This is a genomic window from Mesorhizobium alhagi CCNWXJ12-2, from assembly GCF_000236565.1.
Classification (GTDB): domain Bacteria; phylum Pseudomonadota; class Alphaproteobacteria; order Rhizobiales; family Rhizobiaceae; genus Allomesorhizobium; species Allomesorhizobium alhagi.
The window spans coordinates 1-21,298 of sequence record NZ_AHAM01000226.1 but is presented as its reverse complement, the minus strand read 5'-3'; the positions used below and the strand labels follow the sequence as shown (position 1 = coordinate 21,298).

The 21,298-nt window shown below is 54.9% G+C and carries 16 protein-coding genes and 2 pseudogenes; 11 read left to right on the top strand and 7 right to left on the bottom strand.

Annotated features, from left to right (window positions below; all coding sequences use genetic code 11):
• Positions 1-871: hypothetical protein (locus tag MAXJ12_RS37075; RefSeq protein ID WP_202946704.1), on the bottom strand; the 871-nt coding region annotated here is incomplete at its 3' end.
• A gap of 533 nt (positions 872-1,404) precedes the next feature.
• On the opposite strand from MAXJ12_RS37075, the gene pseB reads away from it, so the two are divergent.
• From pseB to MAXJ12_RS25315, 10 genes are all read left to right on the top strand, one after another.
• A complete protein-coding gene (gene pseB, locus MAXJ12_RS25360) occupies positions 1,405-2,403 on the top strand; it encodes a UDP-N-acetylglucosamine 4,6-dehydratase (inverting) (protein WP_008838927.1) in 999 nt (332 codons plus the stop codon).
• Complete coding sequence (gene pseC, locus MAXJ12_RS25355) at positions 2,400-3,563, top strand: UDP-4-amino-4,6-dideoxy-N-acetyl-beta-L-altrosamine transaminase (protein WP_008838926.1); 1,164 nt, start codon at positions 2,400-2,402, stop codon at positions 3,561-3,563. The genes pseB and pseC overlap by 4 nt, the downstream gene beginning before the upstream one ends.
• The gene (gene pseF, locus MAXJ12_RS25350) at positions 3,563-4,252 is read left to right on the top strand and encodes a pseudaminic acid cytidylyltransferase (protein ID WP_008838925.1); all 690 of its coding nucleotides are present in this window, start codon (positions 3,563-3,565) and stop codon (positions 4,250-4,252) included. The genes pseC and pseF overlap by 1 nt, the downstream gene beginning before the upstream one ends.
• On the top strand, positions 4,252-5,817 hold the full coding sequence (pseG, locus tag MAXJ12_RS35720; RefSeq protein ID WP_085984071.1) for a UDP-2,4-diacetamido-2,4,6-trideoxy-beta-L-altropyranose hydrolase: 1,566 nt from the start codon (positions 4,252-4,254) through the stop codon (positions 5,815-5,817). Before pseF ends, pseG begins: the two co-directional genes overlap by 1 nt.
• 8 nt (positions 5,818-5,825) lie before the next feature.
• Positions 5,826-6,872, top strand: coding sequence for a pseudaminic acid synthase (gene pseI / locus MAXJ12_RS25335; RefSeq protein ID WP_008838921.1), 1,047 nt, complete (start codon positions 5,826-5,828; stop codon positions 6,870-6,872).
• A gap of 385 nt (positions 6,873-7,257) precedes the next feature.
• Complete coding sequence (locus MAXJ12_RS25330; protein ID WP_008838920.1) at positions 7,258-8,043, top strand: ABC transporter permease; 786 nt, start codon at positions 7,258-7,260, stop codon at positions 8,041-8,043.
• 2 nt (positions 8,044-8,045) lie between these two features.
• Entirely contained in the window at positions 8,046-8,822 is a 777-nt protein-coding gene (locus MAXJ12_RS25325; RefSeq protein WP_008838919.1) for an ABC transporter ATP-binding protein, read from the top strand.
• A 5-nt stretch (positions 8,823-8,827) separates the two neighbouring features.
• Positions 8,828-9,748, top strand: coding sequence for a glycosyltransferase family 2 protein (locus MAXJ12_RS35715; RefSeq protein WP_202946705.1), 921 nt, complete (start codon positions 8,828-8,830; stop codon positions 9,746-9,748).
• Between the two features lie 42 nt (positions 9,749-9,790).
• Positions 9,791-12,871 (top strand): hypothetical protein, encoded by a 3,081-nt coding sequence (locus tag MAXJ12_RS25320; RefSeq protein WP_008838917.1) that lies wholly within the window; start codon positions 9,791-9,793, stop codon positions 12,869-12,871.
• A gap of 9 nt (positions 12,872-12,880) precedes the next feature.
• Entirely contained in the window at positions 12,881-14,107 is a 1,227-nt protein-coding gene (locus tag MAXJ12_RS25315; RefSeq protein WP_040587953.1) for a glycosyltransferase, read from the top strand.
• Between the two features lie 151 nt (positions 14,108-14,258).
• Here MAXJ12_RS25315 and MAXJ12_RS25310 read toward each other — a convergent pair whose 3' ends face one another.
• Entirely contained in the window at positions 14,259-15,164 is a 906-nt protein-coding gene (locus MAXJ12_RS25310; RefSeq protein ID WP_244421599.1) for an NAD-dependent epimerase/dehydratase family protein, read from the bottom strand.
• Between the two features lie 106 nt (positions 15,165-15,270).
• On the opposite strand from MAXJ12_RS25310, the pseudogene MAXJ12_RS39175 reads away from it, so the two are divergent.
• Positions 15,271-15,484: pseudogene (locus MAXJ12_RS39175) on the top strand (transposase); the annotation flags it as partial.
• A 105-nt stretch (positions 15,485-15,589) separates the two neighbouring features.
• On the opposite strand, the gene MAXJ12_RS25305 reads toward MAXJ12_RS39175, so the two are convergent.
• The 5 genes and pseudogenes from MAXJ12_RS25305 to MAXJ12_RS25285 form a co-directional block, all read right to left on the bottom strand.
• Entirely contained in the window at positions 15,590-16,213 is a 624-nt protein-coding gene (locus tag MAXJ12_RS25305; RefSeq protein WP_008838914.1) for a pseudaminic acid biosynthesis-associated methylase, read from the bottom strand.
• A gap of 435 nt (positions 16,214-16,648) precedes the next feature.
• Positions 16,649-17,155 (bottom strand): hypothetical protein, encoded by a 507-nt coding sequence (locus MAXJ12_RS25300; protein ID WP_008838913.1) that lies wholly within the window; start codon positions 17,153-17,155, stop codon positions 16,649-16,651.
• Positions 17,079-17,726 carry a recombinase family protein gene (locus MAXJ12_RS40155; RefSeq protein WP_420492393.1) on the bottom strand — a complete coding sequence of 216 codons (648 nt, stop codon included), beginning with the start codon at positions 17,724-17,726 and terminating at the stop codon, positions 17,079-17,081. The genes MAXJ12_RS25300 and MAXJ12_RS40155 overlap by 77 nt, the downstream gene beginning before the upstream one ends.
• Before the next feature lie 389 nt (positions 17,727-18,115).
• Positions 18,116-19,036 (bottom strand): annotated as a pseudogene (locus MAXJ12_RS40150) (transposase).
• A 560-nt stretch (positions 19,037-19,596) separates the two neighbouring features.
• Positions 19,597-20,949, bottom strand: coding sequence for a UDP-glucose dehydrogenase family protein (locus MAXJ12_RS25285; RefSeq protein WP_008838909.1), 1,353 nt, complete (start codon positions 20,947-20,949; stop codon positions 19,597-19,599).
• Between the last annotated feature and the right edge of the window lie 349 nt (positions 20,950-21,298).

The window sequence follows — 21,298 nt, the reverse complement described above, 5'->3', positions numbered from 1 at the left end:
ACTGCTCTTCCGCGCCTTCACGTAGCCGCTCTACCGGGACGGGGGTCGAGTCTCTTGGTACAATGTATACCTTCCCCTCAATTTCACCTATCGCGCGATATGTATCGAGCGATTTCTGGCTTCTGAGTAGATTGAACTCAAAATCCAAGGGTGGGAAAGCCTCACTAACCTCCGCATGTTGTAGATACAAGCGTGGCACACCTACCGACTTCATCGCCATCGAGATAGCGATGTGTACAGGCATATGGTCGTTGGCGAGGACCAGCATTGAAGGCAGAACAGCTGATGCGTCGAGCAGTGAAGCGCAATAACTAGCGTACGAGCGGGTATACAGGTACTGCTGATAAAAAATGCTGGAATTAATGTGACCCAGTGATTGATAAAACTCAGTCACATCGTCCACAATTTTACTGATAAATTCTTTGGGAAGCGATTGGGACAACCGTACTTTGTTACGCTGATATTTAGCAACATTATTATCAAGTATTTTTACGCTATTGTGTTCGCATAACTTTTCGAAGAATTCGAATTCCCTAATGTTATTCTTTGTGGAACCAAAACATGCTATTCCCGAATTTGTAAATCGAGCAACATTAGCATACCCAGAGAGAAGTGCACTAGAGTTCTCCAGCGCAGCAGCGTCCACTTTTTTGACAAAATCAAGGTCTCCATCAAAAATCGCAAGATGTCTGCTGCTAATCTTACCCGCAAGGACTGCTGAATAATCGGGAATATTCTGAGCAACCTTTGTCGCCCTTGTCAGACCCTCTCGATGGCACTTTAAGAGAGACAAGGGGTTACGGCGGATATTTTCCACCAAAACCTCTGACCTCAAAACTTTTCGATCGCTTAGGATTCCGCGTTGTGTCATCAGCTCCCGCTTCCTCACGGCTTGTTTGGCCGGAACCTAGCCGCAGGACCTTGTTTCCACAAGGCACCGAGAAATGTGTCGCTGGCGCCACTGGAATCCAGGACCCCTGCTCTGAGGGTGGACGTGATCGGGCGGTTGTTTGTTTGCCAGTCCGCCTGATGGGTTATCCTGGAACAGCGGGCAAGCTCACATAACCTATCGCCAAATGAGGTTGCGCTTGTTGCAGACTTCAGCGATACGCGGGACGCTGTCCAGAAAAGCGTTCTCGACAATTGCGTAATATCAGAGCGGTCAGAAAACGAGATGGCCGCCGATTCACCCGACACCCCGACAAATGCCAACTTGATTCACCCGCGGCGACGGCAAATGTCTCGTCGCGGCAATCCACTTTGCGGTCGAAACGATTAAAACGCAAGGTAAGCCTCATCAAAGGGACTCTGATCCCCTGCTCAAACTTGCGCGAACGATGCAGGCCCCCTAAAAGCCCACACGCTGACAGCTCGAATTAGCAACAAAAAACGAATGGCGGTACTATGCTGACTGGACAATCGATTCTCATCACTGGCGGCACTGGATCCTTTGGTCATACCTTTCTGCCGATGACGCTGCAGCGTTACGATCCGCGAAGGATCATCGTCTATTCTCGCGATGAGATGAAGCAGTGGGAAATGGCCAAGAAATTTCAAGGCGACAAACGGGTCCGTTTCTTCATCGGTGATGTGCGCGATCGCGAGCGCCTCTACCGGGCGCTTGATGGTGTCGATTTTGTGGTGCATGCGGCCGCAACAAAGATTGTTCCCACGGCGGAATACAATCCCTTTGAATGCATCAAGACGAATATCAATGGCGCGATGAATCTAATCGACGCGTGCATCGACAAAGGGGTGAAGCGGGTTGTGGCCCTCTCCACAGACAAGGCCAGTAGCCCGATCAATCTCTACGGGGCTACCAAGCTCGCCTCGGATAAGCTGTTCGTGGCCGGCAATTCCTACGTCGGAGGGCATGGAACTCGTTTCGCGGTCGTTCGATATGGAAATGTGATGGGGTCGCGCGGATCAGTTATCCCGTTCTTCCTTTCAGTCAAGGAGAAGGGAGTCCTGCCGGTAACCGACCACCGCATGACCCGTTTTATGATTACCTTGGAAGAAGGTGTTGAACTCGTCTGGCACGCGTTCGACGACATGGAAGGGGGCGAAATCTATGTGAAGAAAATCCCTTCAATGAAAGTGGTGGACCTCGCTCGAGCCGTCGCTCCCGAGGCGAAACATGATTTCGTGGGGATCCGACCGGGCGAGAAGCTACACGAGCAGATGGTTGGTGAGGAGGACTCTTTCTATACGTACGAGTATCCCGACCACTTTAAGATCTTGCCCGCGATCAACAATTGGGATTCAAGCGTAGAGCGGATAAAGGGTGGCGTAAAAGTTCCCGAGGGTTTCAGCTATACAAGTGATAGCAATAAGGAATGGATGAGTATCGAGACCCTTCAGGAGTGGATCGCTAAGAATCGTGCAAAGATCGGCAACCTATGACTAAAATTCCGTATGGTCGGCAAGATATTGATGAAGCGGACGTAAACGCAGTTGTGGAGGTTCTGCGTTCGGATTTTCTGACACAGGGCCCAGTGGTGCCTCGTTTCGAACGGGCTGTCGCTGAGTATTCTGGTGTAGAGTACGCGCTTGCGGTGAATAGCGCAACATCAGCGCTGCATATCGCCTGCCTAGCGCTCGGGTTAGGGCCGGGTGATTGGCTTTGGACGAGCCCCATCACCTTTGTAGCGTCGTCCAATTGCGCTCTCTATTGTGGGGCGAAGGTCGACTTTGTCGACATCGATAAGCATACGTACAACCTGTCTCCTCATGCCCTGGAGAGGAAGTTGGTTCAGGCCGAGCGCGACGGACGACTTCCCAAGATCATTGTGGTGGTTCATCTTTGCGGCCAAGCTAGTGACCTTGCTGCCATTCACACACTTGGGAAGCGATACGGGTTTTCGATCATTGAGGACGCCTCCCACGCAATTGGCGGCCGTTATCAGAACAGGCCAATCGGCGATTGTCGCTACAGTGATGTGACTGTCTTCAGTTTTCATCCTGTGAAAATTATTACCTCTGGCGAAGGCGGTATGGCCGTTACCAACAGTGCCGAGCTTGCAAGCCGCATGTCCCTGCTTCGCAGCCACGGCATCACCCGGGATCCGGCTCTGATGACGCACGAGCCCGATGGCCCCTGGTACTATCAGCAGGTGGATCTTGGGTATAACTACAGAATGACAGAACTGCAGGGCGCACTTGGATTGAGTCAAATGGCCCGTGTGGATGCATATGTGGGACGCCGCCATGAGTTGGCCCGCCGCTACGACCGAATGCTCAAAGAGTTCCCGGTTACTGTACCTTGGCAGCATCCCGATGGATATTCGGGCTTGCACCTTTATGTCATTCGACTGCAGCTTGATGCGATCAAGGGCAGTCATAAGGATGTTTTCAAGTCTATGCAGGCCCAGGGTATTGGGGTGAATCTTCATTACATTCCGGTTCACATGCAACCCTATTATCAGAGCATGGGCTTTAAGCGCGGAGACTATCCAGAAGCCGAGGCCTACTATTCCGAAGCGATGACCATCCCGATGTATCCTACGATGACATATGATCAACAGAACTTAGTGATGAGCGCGCTGGAAAAGGCTCTTGCCTAATGAGATTGGCGGTAATTCCGGCGCGGGGCGGTAGCAAGCGGATACCGCGCAAGAACATCCGCCCCTTTTGTGGCCGGCCGATGATTGCGTGGTCTATCGAGGCGGCATTGCAAAGCGGCTGTTTTCAGCAAGTCGTTGTCTCCACTGATGACGATGAAATCGCAGACGTCGCGCGTGCGTGGGGCGCTGGGGTCCCTTTCAAACGTCCCGGAACACTTGCCGACGACCATACGGCCACACTGCCTGTGGTTACCCATGCTATCGAGTGGTATCACCATCACGGCGACACACCGACCCACATCTGCTGCGTTTACGCCACTGCTCCCTTCATACGATCAGAGGACTTGCAGACGGGATTCTCGCTGCTCGAACGGGAGGGTTGTGATTATGTTTTCCCCGTCACCAGCTACCCTTTTCCGGTCCAACGGGCGATACGGATCACCCAGGACGGCCGAGTGGAGATGTTCAACCCAGAACATTTCTATACACGGTCGCAGGATCTGGAGGAGGCTTATCATGATGCCGGCCAGTTCTATTGGGGACTGTCGGAAGCTTGGCTTAAGAAAAGACCGATCTTCTCACCTGTAGCAACGCCACTGGTTCTACCGCGGTACCGAGTTCAGGATATCGACACGTTGGAAGATTGGGAGAGGGCTGAGCGAATGTTTGAGGCGCTACGAGAGAAGTAATGACCGGGTTCACTCCGAGAGTTGTTATTCGTGTCGATGGGTCCACGACCATTGGTTCGGGCCATGTGATGCGGTGTGTATCGCTGGCGGAACGCCTGAAGCGAGAAAACGCGGATGTGCGGTTCGTTTGCCGGGAGTTGGATGGCCATTTCTGCGGACTTATCCAAGACCGAGGTTTCTCCATAGAGCGTCTACCAGCTCCGGCATCGGAGGCAAATTACGCTGAGAACGAGCCAGCACACGCGGCGTGGCTTGGCGTCTCCTGGGAGGAGGATGCGTCGCAGACGTCAGCCTCCATCAGCCATCTCGCGCCGCCTCATTGGATTGTGGTCGATCACTATGCGCTCGATGCAAGGTGGGAACAGCATTTCCGCGCAAAAGGCATAAAGATCATGGCTGTCGATGATCTCGCCGACAGACCACACGACTGCGATATTCTGCTTGATCAAAACCTCGTTGCACACCACAGCGAACGATACCTTGGAAAGGCGCCGGAGCGCTGCACTATGTTGCTCGGGCCTTCATATGCGCTACTGGACGCCGAGTATGCTCGCTTGCGCCCTCGCGCGTCGCCGCGGGAAGGCCAACCGCGCCGTCTGCTCGTATCCTTCGGTGGCATCGATAAGCATTTCCTGGCCGAAAAAGTGGTGAATGCGCTTGTCGGCTTCGACCGAAGGGATGTCGAAGCTGACATTGTACTTTCTTCGACGTCGCCGCAGTTCCAGCAGATCGAAAGCATCGTAAAGGAATTTCCGAACCTGCGGCTCCATGATCGGGTAACAAGTCTAGCTCCGCTGATGCTGGCAGCCGATCTGGCAATCGGCGCAAGTGGAACAACGAATTGGGAGCGGCTCTGCCTCGGCCTGCCTACCCTAGTCGTCACTGTTGCCGATAATCAACGTCCGGTCGCCGACGAGCTTTCCCGGCGCGGGCTGGTCCATTGGCTTGGGGACGCGGATATGGTGGATCAAAGCCGAATGCAAAGCGCTCTTGAGGATGTCCTGGACGCTGGACTCGACGTTACCTGGTCGGAAAAATGTCTTGAGATCGTCGACGGCCGCGGTGCGGCGCGAGCTTGCGCGGTGTTGCTGGCCGAACCTGGTATGAGTTTGTCTGTTCGGCATGCCGAGTTGCGAGATGAGGCTACGCTGCTGGACTGGGCGAACGACCGCGCAACGCGCGAATATGCGTTCAATCAGAAGCCCATTACACCGCAAGAACATCGGGCATGGTTTCGCGCCCGCCTTCGCCAGCCCGATTGTTGTGCGCTGTATATCGTAGAAACCACATCGGGTATTTCCTTAGGCCAAGTTCGCTTCGATCGACGCATCGACGAATGGGAAATTAGCTACTGCGTAGCCCCCCTTTTTCGCGGCAGGGGGGTCGGCCAAACCATGCTCGAAGAGGCGATCCGGCACTTGCTTAAGTGCCACGGAAATGTCTTGCTTTTTGGACAGGTTAAGCTGGCGAACTCAGCTTCGCGAAGAATTTTTGAGTCGTTGAACTTTTCGACTCGCGTCAGCGCTCAGGACCGCATTATCTACGAACGCTTCTACAGCAAGTGAAGGATTCCATGTTTATAGGAAATCGTGAAATCGGGCAAAATGCCCCTCCGTTCATCATTGCCGAGATGTCTGGCAACCACAATCAGTCCCTTGAGAGAGCGCTAGAAATCGTCGACGCCGCCGCCGTCACTGGCGCACACGCGATCAAGCTGCAGACTTACACAGCAGACACCATCACTCTCAATCTTCGCGGCGGGGATTTCGACATTTCAGACGAGAAAAGCATTTGGAGTGGGCGGAACCTTCATGACCTGTACAAGGAAGCGCATACCCCTTGGGAGTGGCACGCTCCGATTATGCAACGTGCACGGGAACATGGGATGCTGTGCTTCAGCAGCCCGTTCGATGAGACTGCCGTCGATTTCCTAGAGAGTCTCGACGTTCCGGCATTTAAGATCGCTTCGTTCGAGAACAGCCACCTCCCATTGATCCGCAAGGTCGGGGCCACCGGGAAACCGATGATCATATCTACCGGGATGGCGAGCATCGCTGAAGTAGACGAGGCCGTTCGTACGGCACGCGAAGCAGGATGCCGTGATCTCGTCCTGCTTAAATGCACGAGCACCTACCCGGCAACGCCCGAAAACACCAATGTTCTCACCATTCCTCACATGCGTGATTTGTTTCGATGCGATATTGGACTTTCTGACCACACCATGGGTGTCGGCGTTGCGGTTGCCGCGGTTGCACATGGCGCGACCGTGGTGGAAAAGCATTTCACCCTGCGCCGCGCGGACGGCGGTGTCGACAGTACCTTCTCGCTCGAGCCCGAAGAAATGAAGGCACTGGTTGTGGAATCAGAGCGGGCTTGGCAATCGCTCGGAAATGTCGTGTACGGTCCCACCGAAGCTGAGAAGAAGTCGCTCGCGTTCCGCCGGTCGATATATGTTGCGGAGGATGTCGCGGCGGGACAGCCGCTTACCCGAGAAAACATTCGGATCGTGCGGCCAGGGCACGGCCTTGCTCCCAAGCACTACGACATGCTGCTTGGGCGTCATGCCAACCGAGATCTGAAGGCCGGAACTCCGGCGAGTTGGGATTTTGTGATGTCCTAACCCTTCTCGCCACATTTTGCACGGAATTGCAGGATTGTTGCCTCGTTCTCGTTGAGCAGATAGGAACGCAAGAGAAATGAACGCTGCGAAGCCGTTCGGGGCTGACCCGTCCCCATCGGGTGCGGTTCGGGCAACGGACGAAGCAGCCCGTCCGGTTGCCACCCGACCGGCCGCAGGATTACTTCTGGCGTCCCAGTCTGTAGTCCAAAGATGACGTTCGGAGTCCGACTCGCCATATGCCGTTAACAAGTCACGTCACCGTGCCCGGTCAGTCCGCGGGTAAGCAGACCCTTCGGTTGCGGCATGTTGGATTCCATTTACTTTGTTTCAGCTAACCACCTTCAGGGTAAGCGATCTGCAAAACCCGATCAATTTGGCGAACCAAATGGAACTCTGGAATAGAATTCGGCCATATTTGTCCAGTTTGGTCCGTTTTTTCCACATTAGCTATATCGAGGCTAAGTCGGAGCACAGCGGAACCCGACTGGGCATCCTGTGGGCGCCCCTCTCGTCGTTAATTTTTTCGGCCTTGTTGGCATTGGTCTTCCACCATTCTGCCACGATGAGTGTTTCCGAATATTTTATCTATGTGTTCGCTGGATACGCCCTTTGGAACTTTATCTCGGATTCCATCACAGGCAGCACGGACGTGATCCAAGGTCAGCTCGATTTTGCCGTTCATAACAACCTCTCGCTGGTTGGCTTGTTCGGCAAACTTTTGGTGGATCGGCTTTTCGAATACTTAATGAATGCGGTCGTTATTCTCGCGCTAATCTTACTACTTAGACCAGCAAATTTTGGGGTGGGACTAACGCTGTTTCTGCCGTTCCTGGCGATAATCACCCTGACATCTCTTGGGACTGCCTACCTTGTCAACATTACCACGGTCCTTTACCCAGACTTGAAGGCGGCTGTTAAAGTCGGGGCACGCTTCATGTTTTTTGCCTCTCCTGTCTTCTGGAGTGCTGGCGAGGTCTCCAGCGGGACGCGGGCCTTTCTCGTCCAGTACAACCCTGTCTCATATTACCTTTCCCTCGCACGCCAAGTGTTTGGCGTTGAGCCGCTAGAGCCCGGCGCCTGGGCCATGGCCGTGCTCGTATCAGCGACAATTTCTGCAACGGGCTATCTTGCCTACCGGCAGTCACACAGCTTCGTAAGGAACTTTAAATAGCGATGGCGAAGATTGTGATCGAGAACGCCAGCGTCAGCTATTTTCTCCGCAAGCGAGGGGATGTCGCCAAAAGCACGGAGCGCGGTGCCGTTGGAGCAGAGGTTATTATTGGCCAGCGATATCTCGAAATTGCGGCGCTCAAGAACATCTCGCTGCGCCTCAATGATGGTGACCGCGTCGGACTTATCGGTGTAAACGGTTCTGGGAAGTCAACGCTTCTAAAATTATGCGCCGGCGCACTTGGAGTGCAATCGGGCCGTGTGACCGTCGAAGGACGGGTGAGTCCACAATTTGCCCTTGGCTCGGGACTGAAACCCAAGCTCTCCGGACGGCAGAACACGGAGCTCAAATGCTTGTATATGGGCGTACCTCAGAGTTCTGTTGGACGACACGTCGAGGATGTGAAGGCGCTGTCTGGTTTGGGGGGCTATTTCGAATTGCCGGTCCACAGCTACTCTGCAGGCATGCGGTCGCGGCTGGTGATGAGCCTGTTGCGACTCGTCCGCGGTGAGATCTTGATCATGGATGAGTGGATCAATGCTGTCGATCCTTCGCTGAGCGCGGCAGTCGGCGGACTGCAAACGCAACTCATCGAGAAGGCGAAGATTCTCCTTCTCGCGAGCCATTCCCAACGGGTTCTCGAGGAATGGGTCGATCGTCTCATCTGGCTGGACCACGCGGAAATCCGCGCAGACGGTAGTCTACAGAAGGTCCATCTAGAGTACCGAAAGTGGCTCAAAACGCGCAGCGCGTACGGGCCTGTAAAGCAGCCTACGTGAACGACATGGCCTTGCAACGCTTGTTATCTAGCCCCACAGTTTCGAAATGTGAGCACGGCCGTAGACGCTTTTCGGTTATTGTGCCCATTTATGAGCACTGGCATCTTGTGCCGCACCTGCTCGCCTGCCTTCAACTGCAAACGTTTCCGGACGACTGTTTCGAGATTATTCTCGTTGATAATGGTTCCTCAAGCATCCTACTACCTCCCGATTTGCCGGCCAATGCAACGGTGCTACACTGCTTGATTCCGGGTTCATATGCTGCTCGCAATTTTGCAGCCGATCACGCAACGGGAGAGTGGCTCGCCTTTATAGATGCTGATTGCCTACCCACGCCGGAGTGGCTGGAAGGCCTGGATGAAGCTGCCCGCGGGCTTGCCGCTACCGACGCTTTGTTGGCCGGTGCCATCGACGTCATTCACACGTCAGAGAAGCCCAATCCATATGAAATCTATGACATGGTCAGGGGCATCCCACAGGAACGGTATGTGACCCGCGGATATGGTGCCACTGCCAATCTGGCAGTGCCAACGGAGCTCTTTCGTCAGTTGGGAGGCTTCGATGGAAATCGTTTCTCTGGAGGAGATGCAGAGTTTTGCAGGCGAGCGGGCTCTATGGGATCGCCGATCCGATACGTGCCGCGGGCTCAAGTTAACCATCCTGCGCGTGCGACTTGGCGCGAGATTGCCACAAAGGCGCGGCGCGTGAAAGGCGGGCAGATAGCCGCGGGAGATTTAGCACGACGTCGATTGTGGATTGCCGCCACAATTATGCCACCTTTGCGGAATGCGTGGTGCCTTCTGAGAAACAGCAGATACTCGCTAATCTCCCGCATGATCGCGATTTATATCCTTCATCTTCTCTGGATTGTAGAGTTGCGCGAACTGCTTCGCTTGCGTCGTGGTGGTCAAGCTGAGCGTCGTTGACGCGCAGCCAGCCCGATCCGATCCAGTAAGAGGTAATTGTTCATGTCAGAGGTCGCGGGAATGCTACAATTCCATTGCGAAGGGTTGCAACGCATTTGCAAGGTGATCGATGCAAATTCAGACTATGACGACCTTATGGCGCATCGGATCACCGAGGACGACAAAGCCTTATTTGGTGAGGATGTCGATCTGTCTGATAAAATTAAACGTGCAACTTCTTTGTTTGACAGTAAATTTAGAAGCAGAACATACAAAATAATATTACCCGAATTTTCCGGGTTCGCCTGCGATGGAAGCACCGAAAATAATCTGAGGGAGTTCCTGTTTTTCGAGCGGATATGTTCTCCGGCTGGGATAACCATCGGTTCGCGCAATTACGCCAAGTCCACAAAGATTTCAATCTCCGATCTAAGCCCTTCACAGATGAAAGCGATGGAGTCAATAATCGCTGACGTCGACACGTTTTACCGTTACCGCAGTACAATAACGGCAAGCTTGGTTCACCAGCAGATCATTTATAGTTGCACCTTCTTCAGCTTTCTAATCTCTTTTTCGAGAGATGGGGCGGTTAAGCCGACAGCATTGGTACTTGCCAATGATCATTCGCCGTCCCGCGTGGCACTTTCGATGATTATGAAGGGATTGAACGTACCCCGCGTATACCTCCAGCATGCGGAGGTGACATCAGGATTTCCTCCGCTAGATTTTGAGTATTGCGTACTCCGAAATAAAAAATCGCTCGACACCTATAAAACCATTGGCCCAATAGCCGGACGTGTTTTTGTGATCACCCGCTATACCGAACCGTTCACACGTGAGCTCCTTGTCAGGCCGCGTGGCCAGAAGGTGACGGTTGTCATTTATCCAACCTCGCGAATTATAGTCGAGATGCTGAAACAGCTGCTGATCGAATTGAGGAGCAATTCCGGCGTTGAGAAAATAATAATTAAGGAACACCCCGGAGCGGCGAAGCAGTTACGAAATCAGTTTGAAGGAGTTGGGGTGGAGTTTACCTGCGCAATTCCGGAAGACGACCACATAGCAATAGTGGGAAATTCGTCGGTTGCGATTGAACTCCTTCATCGCGGAATACCGGTTTATCAGAATTTCGATTTTGATCCTGTGTGCCCCGACTACTATGGGTTCGTGCGTGGCGGGCTAACCTTTGAGGTTGACCTGACGCAGCTATCGTCGGCATTTTGGCGACCTTATCACGCTGATGCCCGGTGGCTTAGTACCTTTGTGCAGTGGGATGCGTCGGCAAACGATGCCTATCTAACCGATCAGGCACAATTCGTGAAGGAGATGACGAGCTTGGCGGAAAAATCACGTACGGCCACAACGACCCGTGTCCGACCTAGCATGAAGGGGCGTTTTCGGGCGCGCCTTAAAGGGGTTGTTAAGAGAGGTGCGATCCGGCTCATCAACGCCAACCGAAAGCGATCTTCGCGGGCTGCGAACTTCGTGTTGTCCCGCGCGAGCCGTGCTGCGAACTTTTTGTCGATCAATGCCGACCGATTGGGCCGATTTTTGCTTGCGAATACCGAGGTCGAAATTAGCGCTCCCATCTGGAGAACCCCGAAACAAACCGCCAACAAGTCGAGGGCATCCAAGAAAGTCATCCATAAGGACGAAATTCGCTTGTTTGAATTACTCGAATATACACTACGTCAGGTGCCGCGACCCGCTGAGTGGCTGTTGATGAATGAGCAAGCGAACGTATTTAACCCCGCAGCCGTGATCGCAACATTGGAAAAAATGTTCCAGGAGAGAAACAATGTTTTAAATATTGTATTTGATGGGTTTCGCAAGTGGCCGTCCGGTTCCGTTGTAGGCACCTGGGTTTATCTCAAAAGAGCGGAGTGGGGAAACTTTGTTGTCGATCCGGCTGAATTAGAGGCAATTTCGACTTTTGTGTTTGGCTATGAAGGTGACGGCCATACGAGAGCTCTTCTTGAGAATTCACTTCTGACTACAATTTTGCGATCCGGAACATGCGATCAACTGGATAGTTTCTGGCTGAATGCATCGGTCGTCAAGAAAGACAAACTGTCGATAAACAGAAAAATCCAGGTACTTCGCAAGCTACGCTGCACCCCCGGGCGCGAGGCTGAGGCAGAGCACACCCTCGAGGATTTTGAGCGGCAAGCTAGCACTTTCGAGTTGCTTAAGCTCAGGAATACCGAGTTCTTGGAAGGGAGGGTGGTTGAAGGTTGGCATCACCAACACGTTGAACATCAGTTTTCGCAAGTCGCGCCTCGCAACCTTGCCCAGGAATTTGAAGCACATCTAAGGCCTGTCTACGATGCACTCCGCCCTCGAATGGAGCTGATGAATGTCCGTGCCTATCCGTCCGAGGCAAAGCATTTCTGGCAAATGGCCCAGCGTGCGCTCAACGAAAGAGCACCGTTGTCGATGATTCGTCTGAGCGATGGAGAAGGATACCTTTTCCCAGACAGAAATCATTTCCATCAAGAGGACATCGCCAACCGCGAGCGGCATTGGTGGGGTACGGAACTCCCCACCGACCTAAGATCTGAAATCATTAGAGAAGCCAGGCAGGCGATCGCCGAAGCGGATGTCGTCGGTATTCCCGCGATTTATCGTTTCATCCGGGACCATAGCGAGAGCAGCCGGTCACTGGGGCAGTCACTGCAGGGACGGGGCCTACTCGAGGTATTATCCGGCGTTGGTAAGATTGTATCACCTTCTGCACTGATTACAGAAGACAAAGTCAACGTAGCCCTATTCTCAGACCCGGCGACGCTACTTCCACTGATTGAGTCCGCTCGTAAAGTCACAATTTTGAGCAGCGTTGTTCCGGCGACTCTTCCATCGATCTTTCATAACGCCAGAAGATTAGAGACCATTACCATCCCAACCCACTACAAAACAATGCTAAATGAGAGTTACAGCAGAAGCCCGCAGGCTCTGCCGTTTCTTTACCGTTCGATATTGGACAAGGTTGATCAAATTGTGATGCCAGGGGATCTTGTCTTGGTTGCTGGCGGAATTATAGGAAAGATATTCATAGGGCGTGCGCGAGCCAAAGGCGCAGTCGCGCTGGATCTGGGGCACGTGGTGGATGACTGGATCCATCCCGCACTCCCGTCAATACGGTAGTTTTCGTACATGAGAGTCTGGCTCGTTCGAGATCTCGAACCAATCCCAACAGATCCCGGGAGTCCGAGGCTGCTACGCGCCGGCATGCTCGCAACAACTCTTGCCTCGCTTAATCATGAAACCACGTGGTTTACGTCGAGCTTCAATCACTACTCTAGGCAGAGACGGGGAACCGGCGCCATTTCACCACAGGAGAATTTGACGGTCGAGGTCCTGAATGCGCCTGGCTACAGCCGCAATATTGGTGCGAGGCGCCTCATTCACAACCATTGCTTCGCCCGCCGATTTTTGGAAGTTGCTAGGACCAGCAAACGATTACCCGACGTTATCGTCGCGGATTTGCCGACAACGGATGCGGCCGCCGCCGCGGTCCGTTTCGGCCTTGAAGCAGAAATTCCTACAGTTGTTACGATACGCGATCTGTGGCCCGATTTTTTTCCGGATTTTGTGCCCCGCCCCCTGGGAACACTGGCTCGATTCGCATTGGGGCCCCTTAACAATCAAGCTAAGTTCGCCTGTCGGCATGCCACGTCCTTGGTTGGAATTTCAGAAGGTTATTTGAAATGGGGTCAAGAAAAAGGAAACCGTAAATCGGTTGCCTCCGATCGCGTCTCATACCTTGGCTATCTTCGTCCGCCACCAAATGACAGACACGAGTTCATCGAAGCGCTACGAAAACTAAATGTCCCCCTCTCCGGACATGTGGTTTCATTCGTCGGATCGTGGGGAGCAACTTATGACCTATCGCTTGTACTCCAGGCAGCACGTCTACTTCGCGATCGTAAGGATATCATATTTGCAATTTCCGGTGATCCATCGACCCAGCCTGATCTGAAGCGGGGCTTCCAGGAGCTTCCCAACGTGCGAATGCTGGGGTGGATTGACAAAAATCAGGTGGCAGCTCTGCTTAGTCGTTCAGTGGTTGGCCTGTTGCCTTACATTGCGAATGCTCCTCAGGGTCTGCCGAACAAGATATTCGAGTACATGGCGTACGGAGTATTTCAGATTTCCACGTTGTCTGGGGAAGCAAAGGACCTTCTCGAACAGACCCGTACGGGCCTTTCGATTCCATCAGCATCATCCGCCGACTTTGCTCGGGCAATTGAAGCAACCGTCGATGACACCAATACCCTGCAGGAACGGGACCAGCGCGCAGCGGTTTTTGATGCTCGCTTTGATGCCCAACGGATTTACAGGCAGTTTGTTCACCACATTATCAGCGTAGGCCAAAAGTGATGTGCGCCTGACCGAAAGAAAAAGATTTTCTCCCAAGACAAGACATGATGTAGCCGCTTGTACCGCCCCAACTGGGCGGTAGTCGTCCGTGAATTATCCGCAAGCCATTTAACGTACCGAGAGTTCTGATGTTTCTGCTTCCTGTTCTACGTTACGTCCTGAGCTCCAGCTGGATATTCTCCAAGGTATGTCCAGACGGATGCCAGTTTAGCTTTGCCGCAATCTTTGAGCTATCGATTTCAAGCGACGATAGCAGCCCTTCTGCCGTTGATATGTGACCCAAGGACCGGAACGCCCACGCGAGGAAGGATGGCGGGAAGGAGAACAGGCGTGGCTTTCGTCCTCTCGCCCGCGCAATGGCCGTGATTATCTCTGCCGTAGACGCTGGTTGCTTCTCGGCCACGACGAAAGTCTCATTGGCAGCCAAGGGGTGAACCGCGCATGTCACGAGCGCGTCAGATAAATTGCCACGTGAGATAATGTTTCTGCGGTTGCGAACAGAGCCAAACGGTAGGGGCAGACCAGAGGTCGCGAGTCGCTCAAGCTTGCCAAAGTTTCCTTTGGCGCCTGGCCCATAAACCAGCGGTGGCCTGACGATTACCAATTCTAGTTTCAACTCACCGCACAGTTTGGTAAGTGCGAGTTCGGCTTCATATTTTGACAGGGCGTAGGAATTCCTGGGCGAAGGGGGAGATGCTTCTGTGAAGGCTTCATCTTTGGTAGTCTGCCCCAAAACCCCGATCGAGCTAGCGAAGACAATGCGGTTTGCTCCGGCCTCAGCAGCCTGCTTAACCAATCGGATTGAGCCTTCCACATTGGTGCGCCTGAAATCCTCGATGGGAGGAACCGGGGAAGCCTGATGGGCCAATCCTGCTAGATGGATCACAGAAGTTACTCCTGCGAGAGCGGCTGACCAATCCGTGTGTTCGTCTACTTCCCCAACCATGACGCAGCCTTCGCTTGGGCCGCGGCTAGCGGCTCGATGCTCCATACCGCGCTGCCTCAGCGCTTCACAAACACCCAGGCCGATAAATCCACTACCGCCTGTAACAAGCATCATGTGCCATCGCCCATTCAAGTATTGCTGCGTGTTCGGCAAGAGTCCGTTTGGAAAGTCGAGAGTGTTGGGCTTTTGCGGTGAAGCGATGTGATTCAAGCTCTGAATGCGAACCGAGCAGAGCCGCGGGCGCATGGCACAGATCGCCAAGAAAACCAAGCGCTACCCATCCGATTTTGACGGACGAGAATGGGAGCAGATCGCTCCGCCAATGCCCAAGCCTGGGTCTCGACCGTCCACGCGAGGTTGATTTCCGGGAGGTGATCAACGCCGTGCGCCACCTGGTCCGCTCCGGTTGGGGCTGGCGGATGCTGCCGATTGACCTGAGACCCTGATCTCCTCCGGTTTGAGGGAGTCCGGAATTTCATTTCTGGCCTCATGCAGCCTGTTTTTCCAGTGTGGATTTGATCGTTCTGGAACGTACACTAACGCTTCTCCATCAGGAACCACGTGAGATCGTCCAGCGGAAACATTGGGTCGTTTCTATACACGAACCCGTAGTCGATCAGCTTCAGATCCGGGTATTTTTGCATTAAGTCGCCTGCGAAATCCCGCTTGAAGAGTTTTCCCGTATGCCCGCGGTATGATAGTTCAACCGGGTTTTGGTTGTAGTATTCCGCTACGAGGACGTAGCGGCGGCTAGACTCATAAAGTCGGGCATAGGCTTCTACCAGTCGGTCCGGATTGACGTGAATCAATACCCCACATGTGAAAGACAAATCGACCTTTTGCCCGGTGTGCTTGTCGAGTAGTGAACCCAGCTCTGCTCGAATGTTAGGGATCTCGCTGAGTTGCCCGAAGGCGACTTGGTTTATTTCTACCGCGTGAAATTGCGCTGCCGGAAGGAGGCACTTGAGCGCCACGATATTCAGGCCGATGTTAGCACCAAGCTCTAATACCGACGAAACCCCGGGCGCATGTTCTACGATCCGCGAGAACATCGCGACTTTCGAAGATTGAAGACCTGAGTTCTTGTTCCGGTCAATATAGTGATTCCCGAACTCACCGGCCCAGAATTCTTCCTGCGGTGTCCGTTTCGTTTCCTGCATCGTCTTCTCCCGTGCAACACGCACGTCCCTTTAAACACGCAAAGGACCAGGCGGCAATCTGGAATCCGATCGCGGTCGAGTAGCTCTGCCATTCGGCCCTCGCGGATTTCCCGCACACGGCTCTTCCCGGGGTGACCCACGTCATAATCGGGCTTACGCACAAGTTTGAGTGATGCGCGGAGTTTGGCAGGGGACAGCGCTAGCGGGGTCTCGCATTCTGACAGCCCATGCGCCCAGCATTCTGGCGCCGTCTCAGACGCCGTAGCCATACCCGGCCCGCCGGGCGCGCGGGTGTGGCTCTCGATGGGCCACACCGACATGAGGAAGGGTAGGCAGGGCTTGGCTTTGCCGTGCAGCAGCACTTGGAGCGCGATCCGTTCTTATGTGGCCGAGCGTATGCTGAGCCGGTTTAGGACGGGGCGATGCTGTGATCCGTCAAAAGCGGACGAGTTCGCGCACCAGCTGCTCGGTCGCTACGTTAGTCTTGTAGCGGTTTTGGCCAGACCGGTTCTTCACGACTTCGAGCCGCGTGTGATCGCCGCCCTGCCAGTGCAGCACCAGGTGCAGCCGACCGGCCGCGGCCGTCACGACGATCTCGTTGAGCACGGTGCGCAAAATCCGCTTGCGCGTCTCGACGGACGCTGCGGGATGGTTCCACAGCGCAGGCAAGTCGTCTGCGAGCGCCATAAGCATGGTGCGTTCGTCCTCGCTTAGGGCGCTCGGCTGCTCGCTGCGCAAGCTCCGGACCTGATCCTCGAGCCGGGCGACCGCCGCGAGATAGTCATTCCATCGCCGTTCGAGCTCGCCGGCGACCAGGCGGTTATCGGGATCAACGGCGTCGTATTGCCGGCGCGCATGCGCCGCCTCATAGCGGGCCTGGTCCAGGGCGAGCTCGCTTTGCCGCAGCCGTTCGCTGCCGGCCTGCTTGCGATCGGAAATCAATTGCAATGCGCCTCGAGTGCCAGCGGCGCAATTGCCCGCAGCACTTCCGCCGACACCGCCGCATCGATGCGCATGTTGCTGAAGACGGTACACCGTTTCTCGGTCGACGGATCGACATGTGTAGCGCAGACAGCGCGCATCGCGGCGTGAATGGTGCAACACCTTGAGCTTGCGCCGCAGCAGCCGCAGCGCCGCAAGCCGACGAGAAGTCCACTGCCATTGCGCACCGCGCCCGCGACCCCTTCATGTTCGCATTGTTGGCAATTATCGTCTGGTTGCGATCATACTCGATCCAGGAGATATAGCCATCATGGTGATCGCGGATCAGAACCGCCCAGTCCTCACGTCGGCGCGCGACACCGTGGGTGACAACTTTGCGGCCGTCTTCGACGCGCTTGCGCGTGGCGGTGCGGCCAAAGACATAGGCACCAGCATAGACCGGATTGGTCAGCAGCCGATGGACGGCGTGGTAGCGCGGCGCCCCCCACCGCACCGTCCACCCCTGAGGACCATTGACCGCGGTCGGCAGGTCGATCCCCTCTTGGCCCAGCCACAGGACGAGCTGGCGCACGCTGCCGATCTCACGAAATTTGTGGAACACCAGCGACAGCGCTTCGCGGATGCGCCGGTCGGGGTCTTCCAAGCGATCGTCAGCGCCCCGCCGGAAGCCGATCGCCACCGTCGTTTGCAGTTCGCCGCGCCGCCTTCAGGCGCAACGCCTCTTGCGAGCGCTGCCGCAGCGTCGACAACTCAAGTTCGCTGAAAGTGCCTTCATGCCGAGCAGCAAACGATCGTTGACGAGCCGGGGATCGTAGATCCCATCCTTATCGATGATCAGGCTGCCCACCAGGGCACAGAACTCCAAGAGGGGTGCCGGTCGCGCCCGTTGCGGGGCCAGGCGCGAGGGCGCGAGGCCTCGAGCCCCAACTTAAACACCGCCTGTCAGAATATGTCATTAAGTCAGCATGTTAGGCGCGCGCTGGCGCGTGTTACCACTACATTTTGGGGGTGATCTCCGGCGAGTTGTTCGTCGAAGTTGTGTGGCAGAGCGATGCCGGCTGCCTTGAAGACGTTGCCCACTTGGCCGGTGACGTGAGTTCTGGTTGTGACGATGCGACCATCCTTTTCGATGGTGGCTTCCTGGAGGCGGTCGAGATCGCGTAGGAGCGGCTGCCATTCGGGCATCAGGCCTTTGGCCCGGCAGAGGCGGCGCAGTTTCTTGCTGAGCACGAGCGCCAGGAACCGCGGATGGCGGCATCGGATTGGTGGAAGATCGGCCGGGTATTGAAGCTTGCCTTGGCGGCGCGCAACAGGCTCTCGACCTCGAGCAAATCGCGATACCGTAGCACGGCCTGGAGCGCCGTCACCTACGCGTTGGTCCGCACCACGGTGATACCGTCGTAGCGGGCTTCCTCGGCAAGCTTGCCGACATCGATCTAGAAGTTCTTGCCGCTGGCCTTGAGGTAACGCCGGTAGGCCGAGTTGCCGACCAGTGCCTTGTCGCCCTTCTTGAGCTGTGCCTCGAGGCCGGCGATGATCGCCTGGCGGTCGGCCTTGTCCTTGGAAAGCCGAACTGGCGCCCTTCCAGCACCTCTTCCAGCACATCGCCGATCCCGAGCCGCGGCCACAGCCGCCCGAACAACAGCGGACCGCCAATGCGGCGAGAGGCAATCCGCCCCGCGTCAATGTCGGACAGGATGAGGCTGCGTTCGCCATGGCGCGCAATCGAGGCCGCCAATCTGTCAAGTTCGCCGCTGGCAACCAGCGCATCCTTGCGGCCCAGCGCCTTTATCGTGCGCTGGCGAACGGTTTTGCCGTTTCGGACACTTTCCACGAGGTAGAGATAGCGTGGCCGCGGGCGACTCTCTCAACGACAAACATGCCAGCGTTGTTAGCGAATAAACGCCGTAAGATCCATATAAACACGGGTAACAGCACAAATGTTGTTACCACACATTTTCGCACCGGAAATACAAAACAAATGAATTCAATGCCTTGACGGACAGTGTTCACTATCCGTTCACTTCCAACTGTTCAAGTTGGGCGAGGGCAAACACCGCGCCCGCGCCGACATGGGTGGTCGCTCGACGGGATCGACTGTTGCGCTGTCGCGGACGCTTGCCGCGGAGCCGAATAGCTCTCCTCGACAATCCGCAGCTTCTCCTCCTCCGACCAGCGGCGCCGGGGCGCCGGCAGCCAGTGTCAACAATCTCGAACGAGTGACTTGGCGACTGTCAGTAGCAATATCCATACCGACCGTCAGCTACACCCGCCCTCCTCCGGCAAGGCGGCCCTCCCCGGAGGCGTACGACTGGCGCAACCCGCAGTATAGTATAGCTAGCTGGCGTCAGGCGAGCGCGGGATAGGACGGCTTGTAGCCCGCTCCGAGGCGCTCGTGACAGTCGTGGTTTGTAATTCTCTTTTGACAATCGACAGAATGTCTATATAGTCGGCTGTTCTCGATTGAACTGCACGCGACCAATGCTGTGATAATCAAGGTCGTAGCGGGAAACAACTTCCGGATCGTAGAGGTTCCGCCCGTCAAAAATAACCGAATGCGTCAGCGCTTTTTTGATATACTCAAAGTCTGGTCCGAGGAATGCCTTCCATTCGGTTACAATAACAAGTGCATCTGCTCCGATGAGAGCGGCCTCCTTGTTCCTGGAAAGCACAAGCTCATGGCGCTCTCCATAAATGCGCCGGCATTCGCGCATGGCCTCTGGATCAAAAGCCTGAACTTTGGCACCGGCCTGCCAAAGTGCCTCCATTATTGTCCGCGATGGCGCCTCACGCATATCGTCTGTGTTGGGCTTGAAAGCCAAACCCCACAGGGCAAAGACCTTGCCGGTTATATCGCCGCCAAAATGCTTCAGTATCTTGTGAAATAGAACACTCTTCTGCTTTCGATTTTGTTCGTCAACGGCTGTGAGCACCTTTGCATCATAGGCGACTCGGTCAGCGATATGAATGAGGGCTCGCACATCCTTCGGAAAGCAGGAGCCTCCGTAACCCACACCAGGATAAATGAACTGATATCCTATGCGTGGATCGCTTCCGATTCCTTGACGTACCCTCTCGATATCGGCGCCTAGAGCCTCGGCCAGATTGGCCATTTCGTTCATAAAGGTGATCTTTGTTGCCAGCATGCAGTTGGCCGCGTATTTCGTTAACTCAGCACTTCGCACATCCATAACAATGATTTTTTCGTGGTTGCGGTTAAATGGTGCGTAGAGTTCCCGCAGTACCGCTTCGGTTTCCCTGTTCGACGTTCCAATAACTATGCGATCAGGCTTCATACAATCGGCAACAGCCGATCCTTCCTTCAGGAATTCGGGGTTTGAGGCAACGTCGAACGTCAGATCTTTTCTCCCAGTTTCCGCTAACGTGAGTTTCATAATCTTACTAATCTTGTCGCAGGTTCCTACGGGCACGGTGGACTTGGCAACCACAATGCGGTGACCATCCATGGTCGCAGCAATCGCTTTGCCAACAGCCAAAACATTGTTTAGATCAGCGGAGCCATCCTCATCGGGCGGCGTGCCGACAGCAATGAATTGTATGGTGGCATGCAGAACTCCTTCTGCGGCATCAGTAGTGAAATGGAGGCGGCCTGCTGCATGATTGTCTCGTACGAGGCGTTCAAGACCCGGTTCGAATATAGGCATTTCACCGCACGCCAGGCGCGCTATCTTCGCGGCATCAACATCCACACAGACCACGTCATAGCCGGATTCCGCCATTACGGCTGCTTGCACCAAACCTACATAGCCGGTGCCGAAAATAGTGATTTTCAATGGTTGCTTTCCCTTGGCAAAGTTTGTGTGATGCATAGGATTCGATCCGGGCGAAGTCAAACGGGATCCCGAAGGAATCGAAAAAGCTTCTACCTTATGCCTCACCACCCAAAGCCGGTTGGTGAACTGCTGTCGCCCCGCGCTAAGCATAGCGGAGATGTTCACAGCGCCGGGCTGGGGCAGGCCAGAGCGTCTAATGCCCGTTCCAGCCGGCCTGCTCAAGGCGGTTGCAAGGCTTGCGGGGCGCAGCGAAGACTGGCAGGGCCTGTTTACCGAGCAGATCTGCGATTCTTCGGCGCTGGCGGAAGATGGATGGCGGCGGACCGAAAATCCCCGACCGGGTCTTGCG

Bases quoted from the DNA above. Each gene is read 5' to 3' on its own strand.
- MAXJ12_RS25325 (WP_008838919.1), top strand. From the start codon at position 8,046: ATGGCGAAGATTGTGATCGAGAACGCCAGCGTCAGCTATTTTCTCCGC.
- MAXJ12_RS25315 (WP_040587953.1), top strand. From the start codon at position 12,881: ATGAGAGTCTGGCTCGTTCGAGATCTCGAACCAATCCCAACAGATCCC.
- pseF (WP_008838925.1), top strand. From the start codon at position 3,563: ATGAGATTGGCGGTAATTCCGGCGCGGGGCGGTAGCAAGCGGATACCG.
- MAXJ12_RS25330 (WP_008838920.1), top strand. From the start codon at position 7,258: ATGGAACTCTGGAATAGAATTCGGCCATATTTGTCCAGTTTGGTCCGT.
- pseB (WP_008838927.1), top strand. From the start codon at position 1,405: ATGCTGACTGGACAATCGATTCTCATCACTGGCGGCACTGGATCCTTT.
- MAXJ12_RS25305 (WP_008838914.1), bottom strand. From the start codon at position 16,213: ATGCAGGAAACGAAACGGACACCGCAGGAAGAATTCTGGGCCGGTGAG.
- pseG (WP_085984071.1), top strand. From the start codon at position 4,252: ATGACCGGGTTCACTCCGAGAGTTGTTATTCGTGTCGATGGGTCCACG.
- pseI (WP_008838921.1), top strand. From the start codon at position 5,826: ATGTTTATAGGAAATCGTGAAATCGGGCAAAATGCCCCTCCGTTCATC.
- MAXJ12_RS35715 (WP_202946705.1), top strand. From the start codon at position 8,828: ATGGCCTTGCAACGCTTGTTATCTAGCCCCACAGTTTCGAAATGTGAG.
- MAXJ12_RS25310 (WP_244421599.1), bottom strand. From the start codon at position 15,164: ATGCTTGTTACAGGCGGTAGTGGATTTATCGGCCTGGGTGTTTGTGAA.
- pseC (WP_008838926.1), top strand. From the start codon at position 2,400: ATGACTAAAATTCCGTATGGTCGGCAAGATATTGATGAAGCGGACGTA.
- MAXJ12_RS25320 (WP_008838917.1), top strand. From the start codon at position 9,791: ATGTCAGAGGTCGCGGGAATGCTACAATTCCATTGCGAAGGGTTGCAA.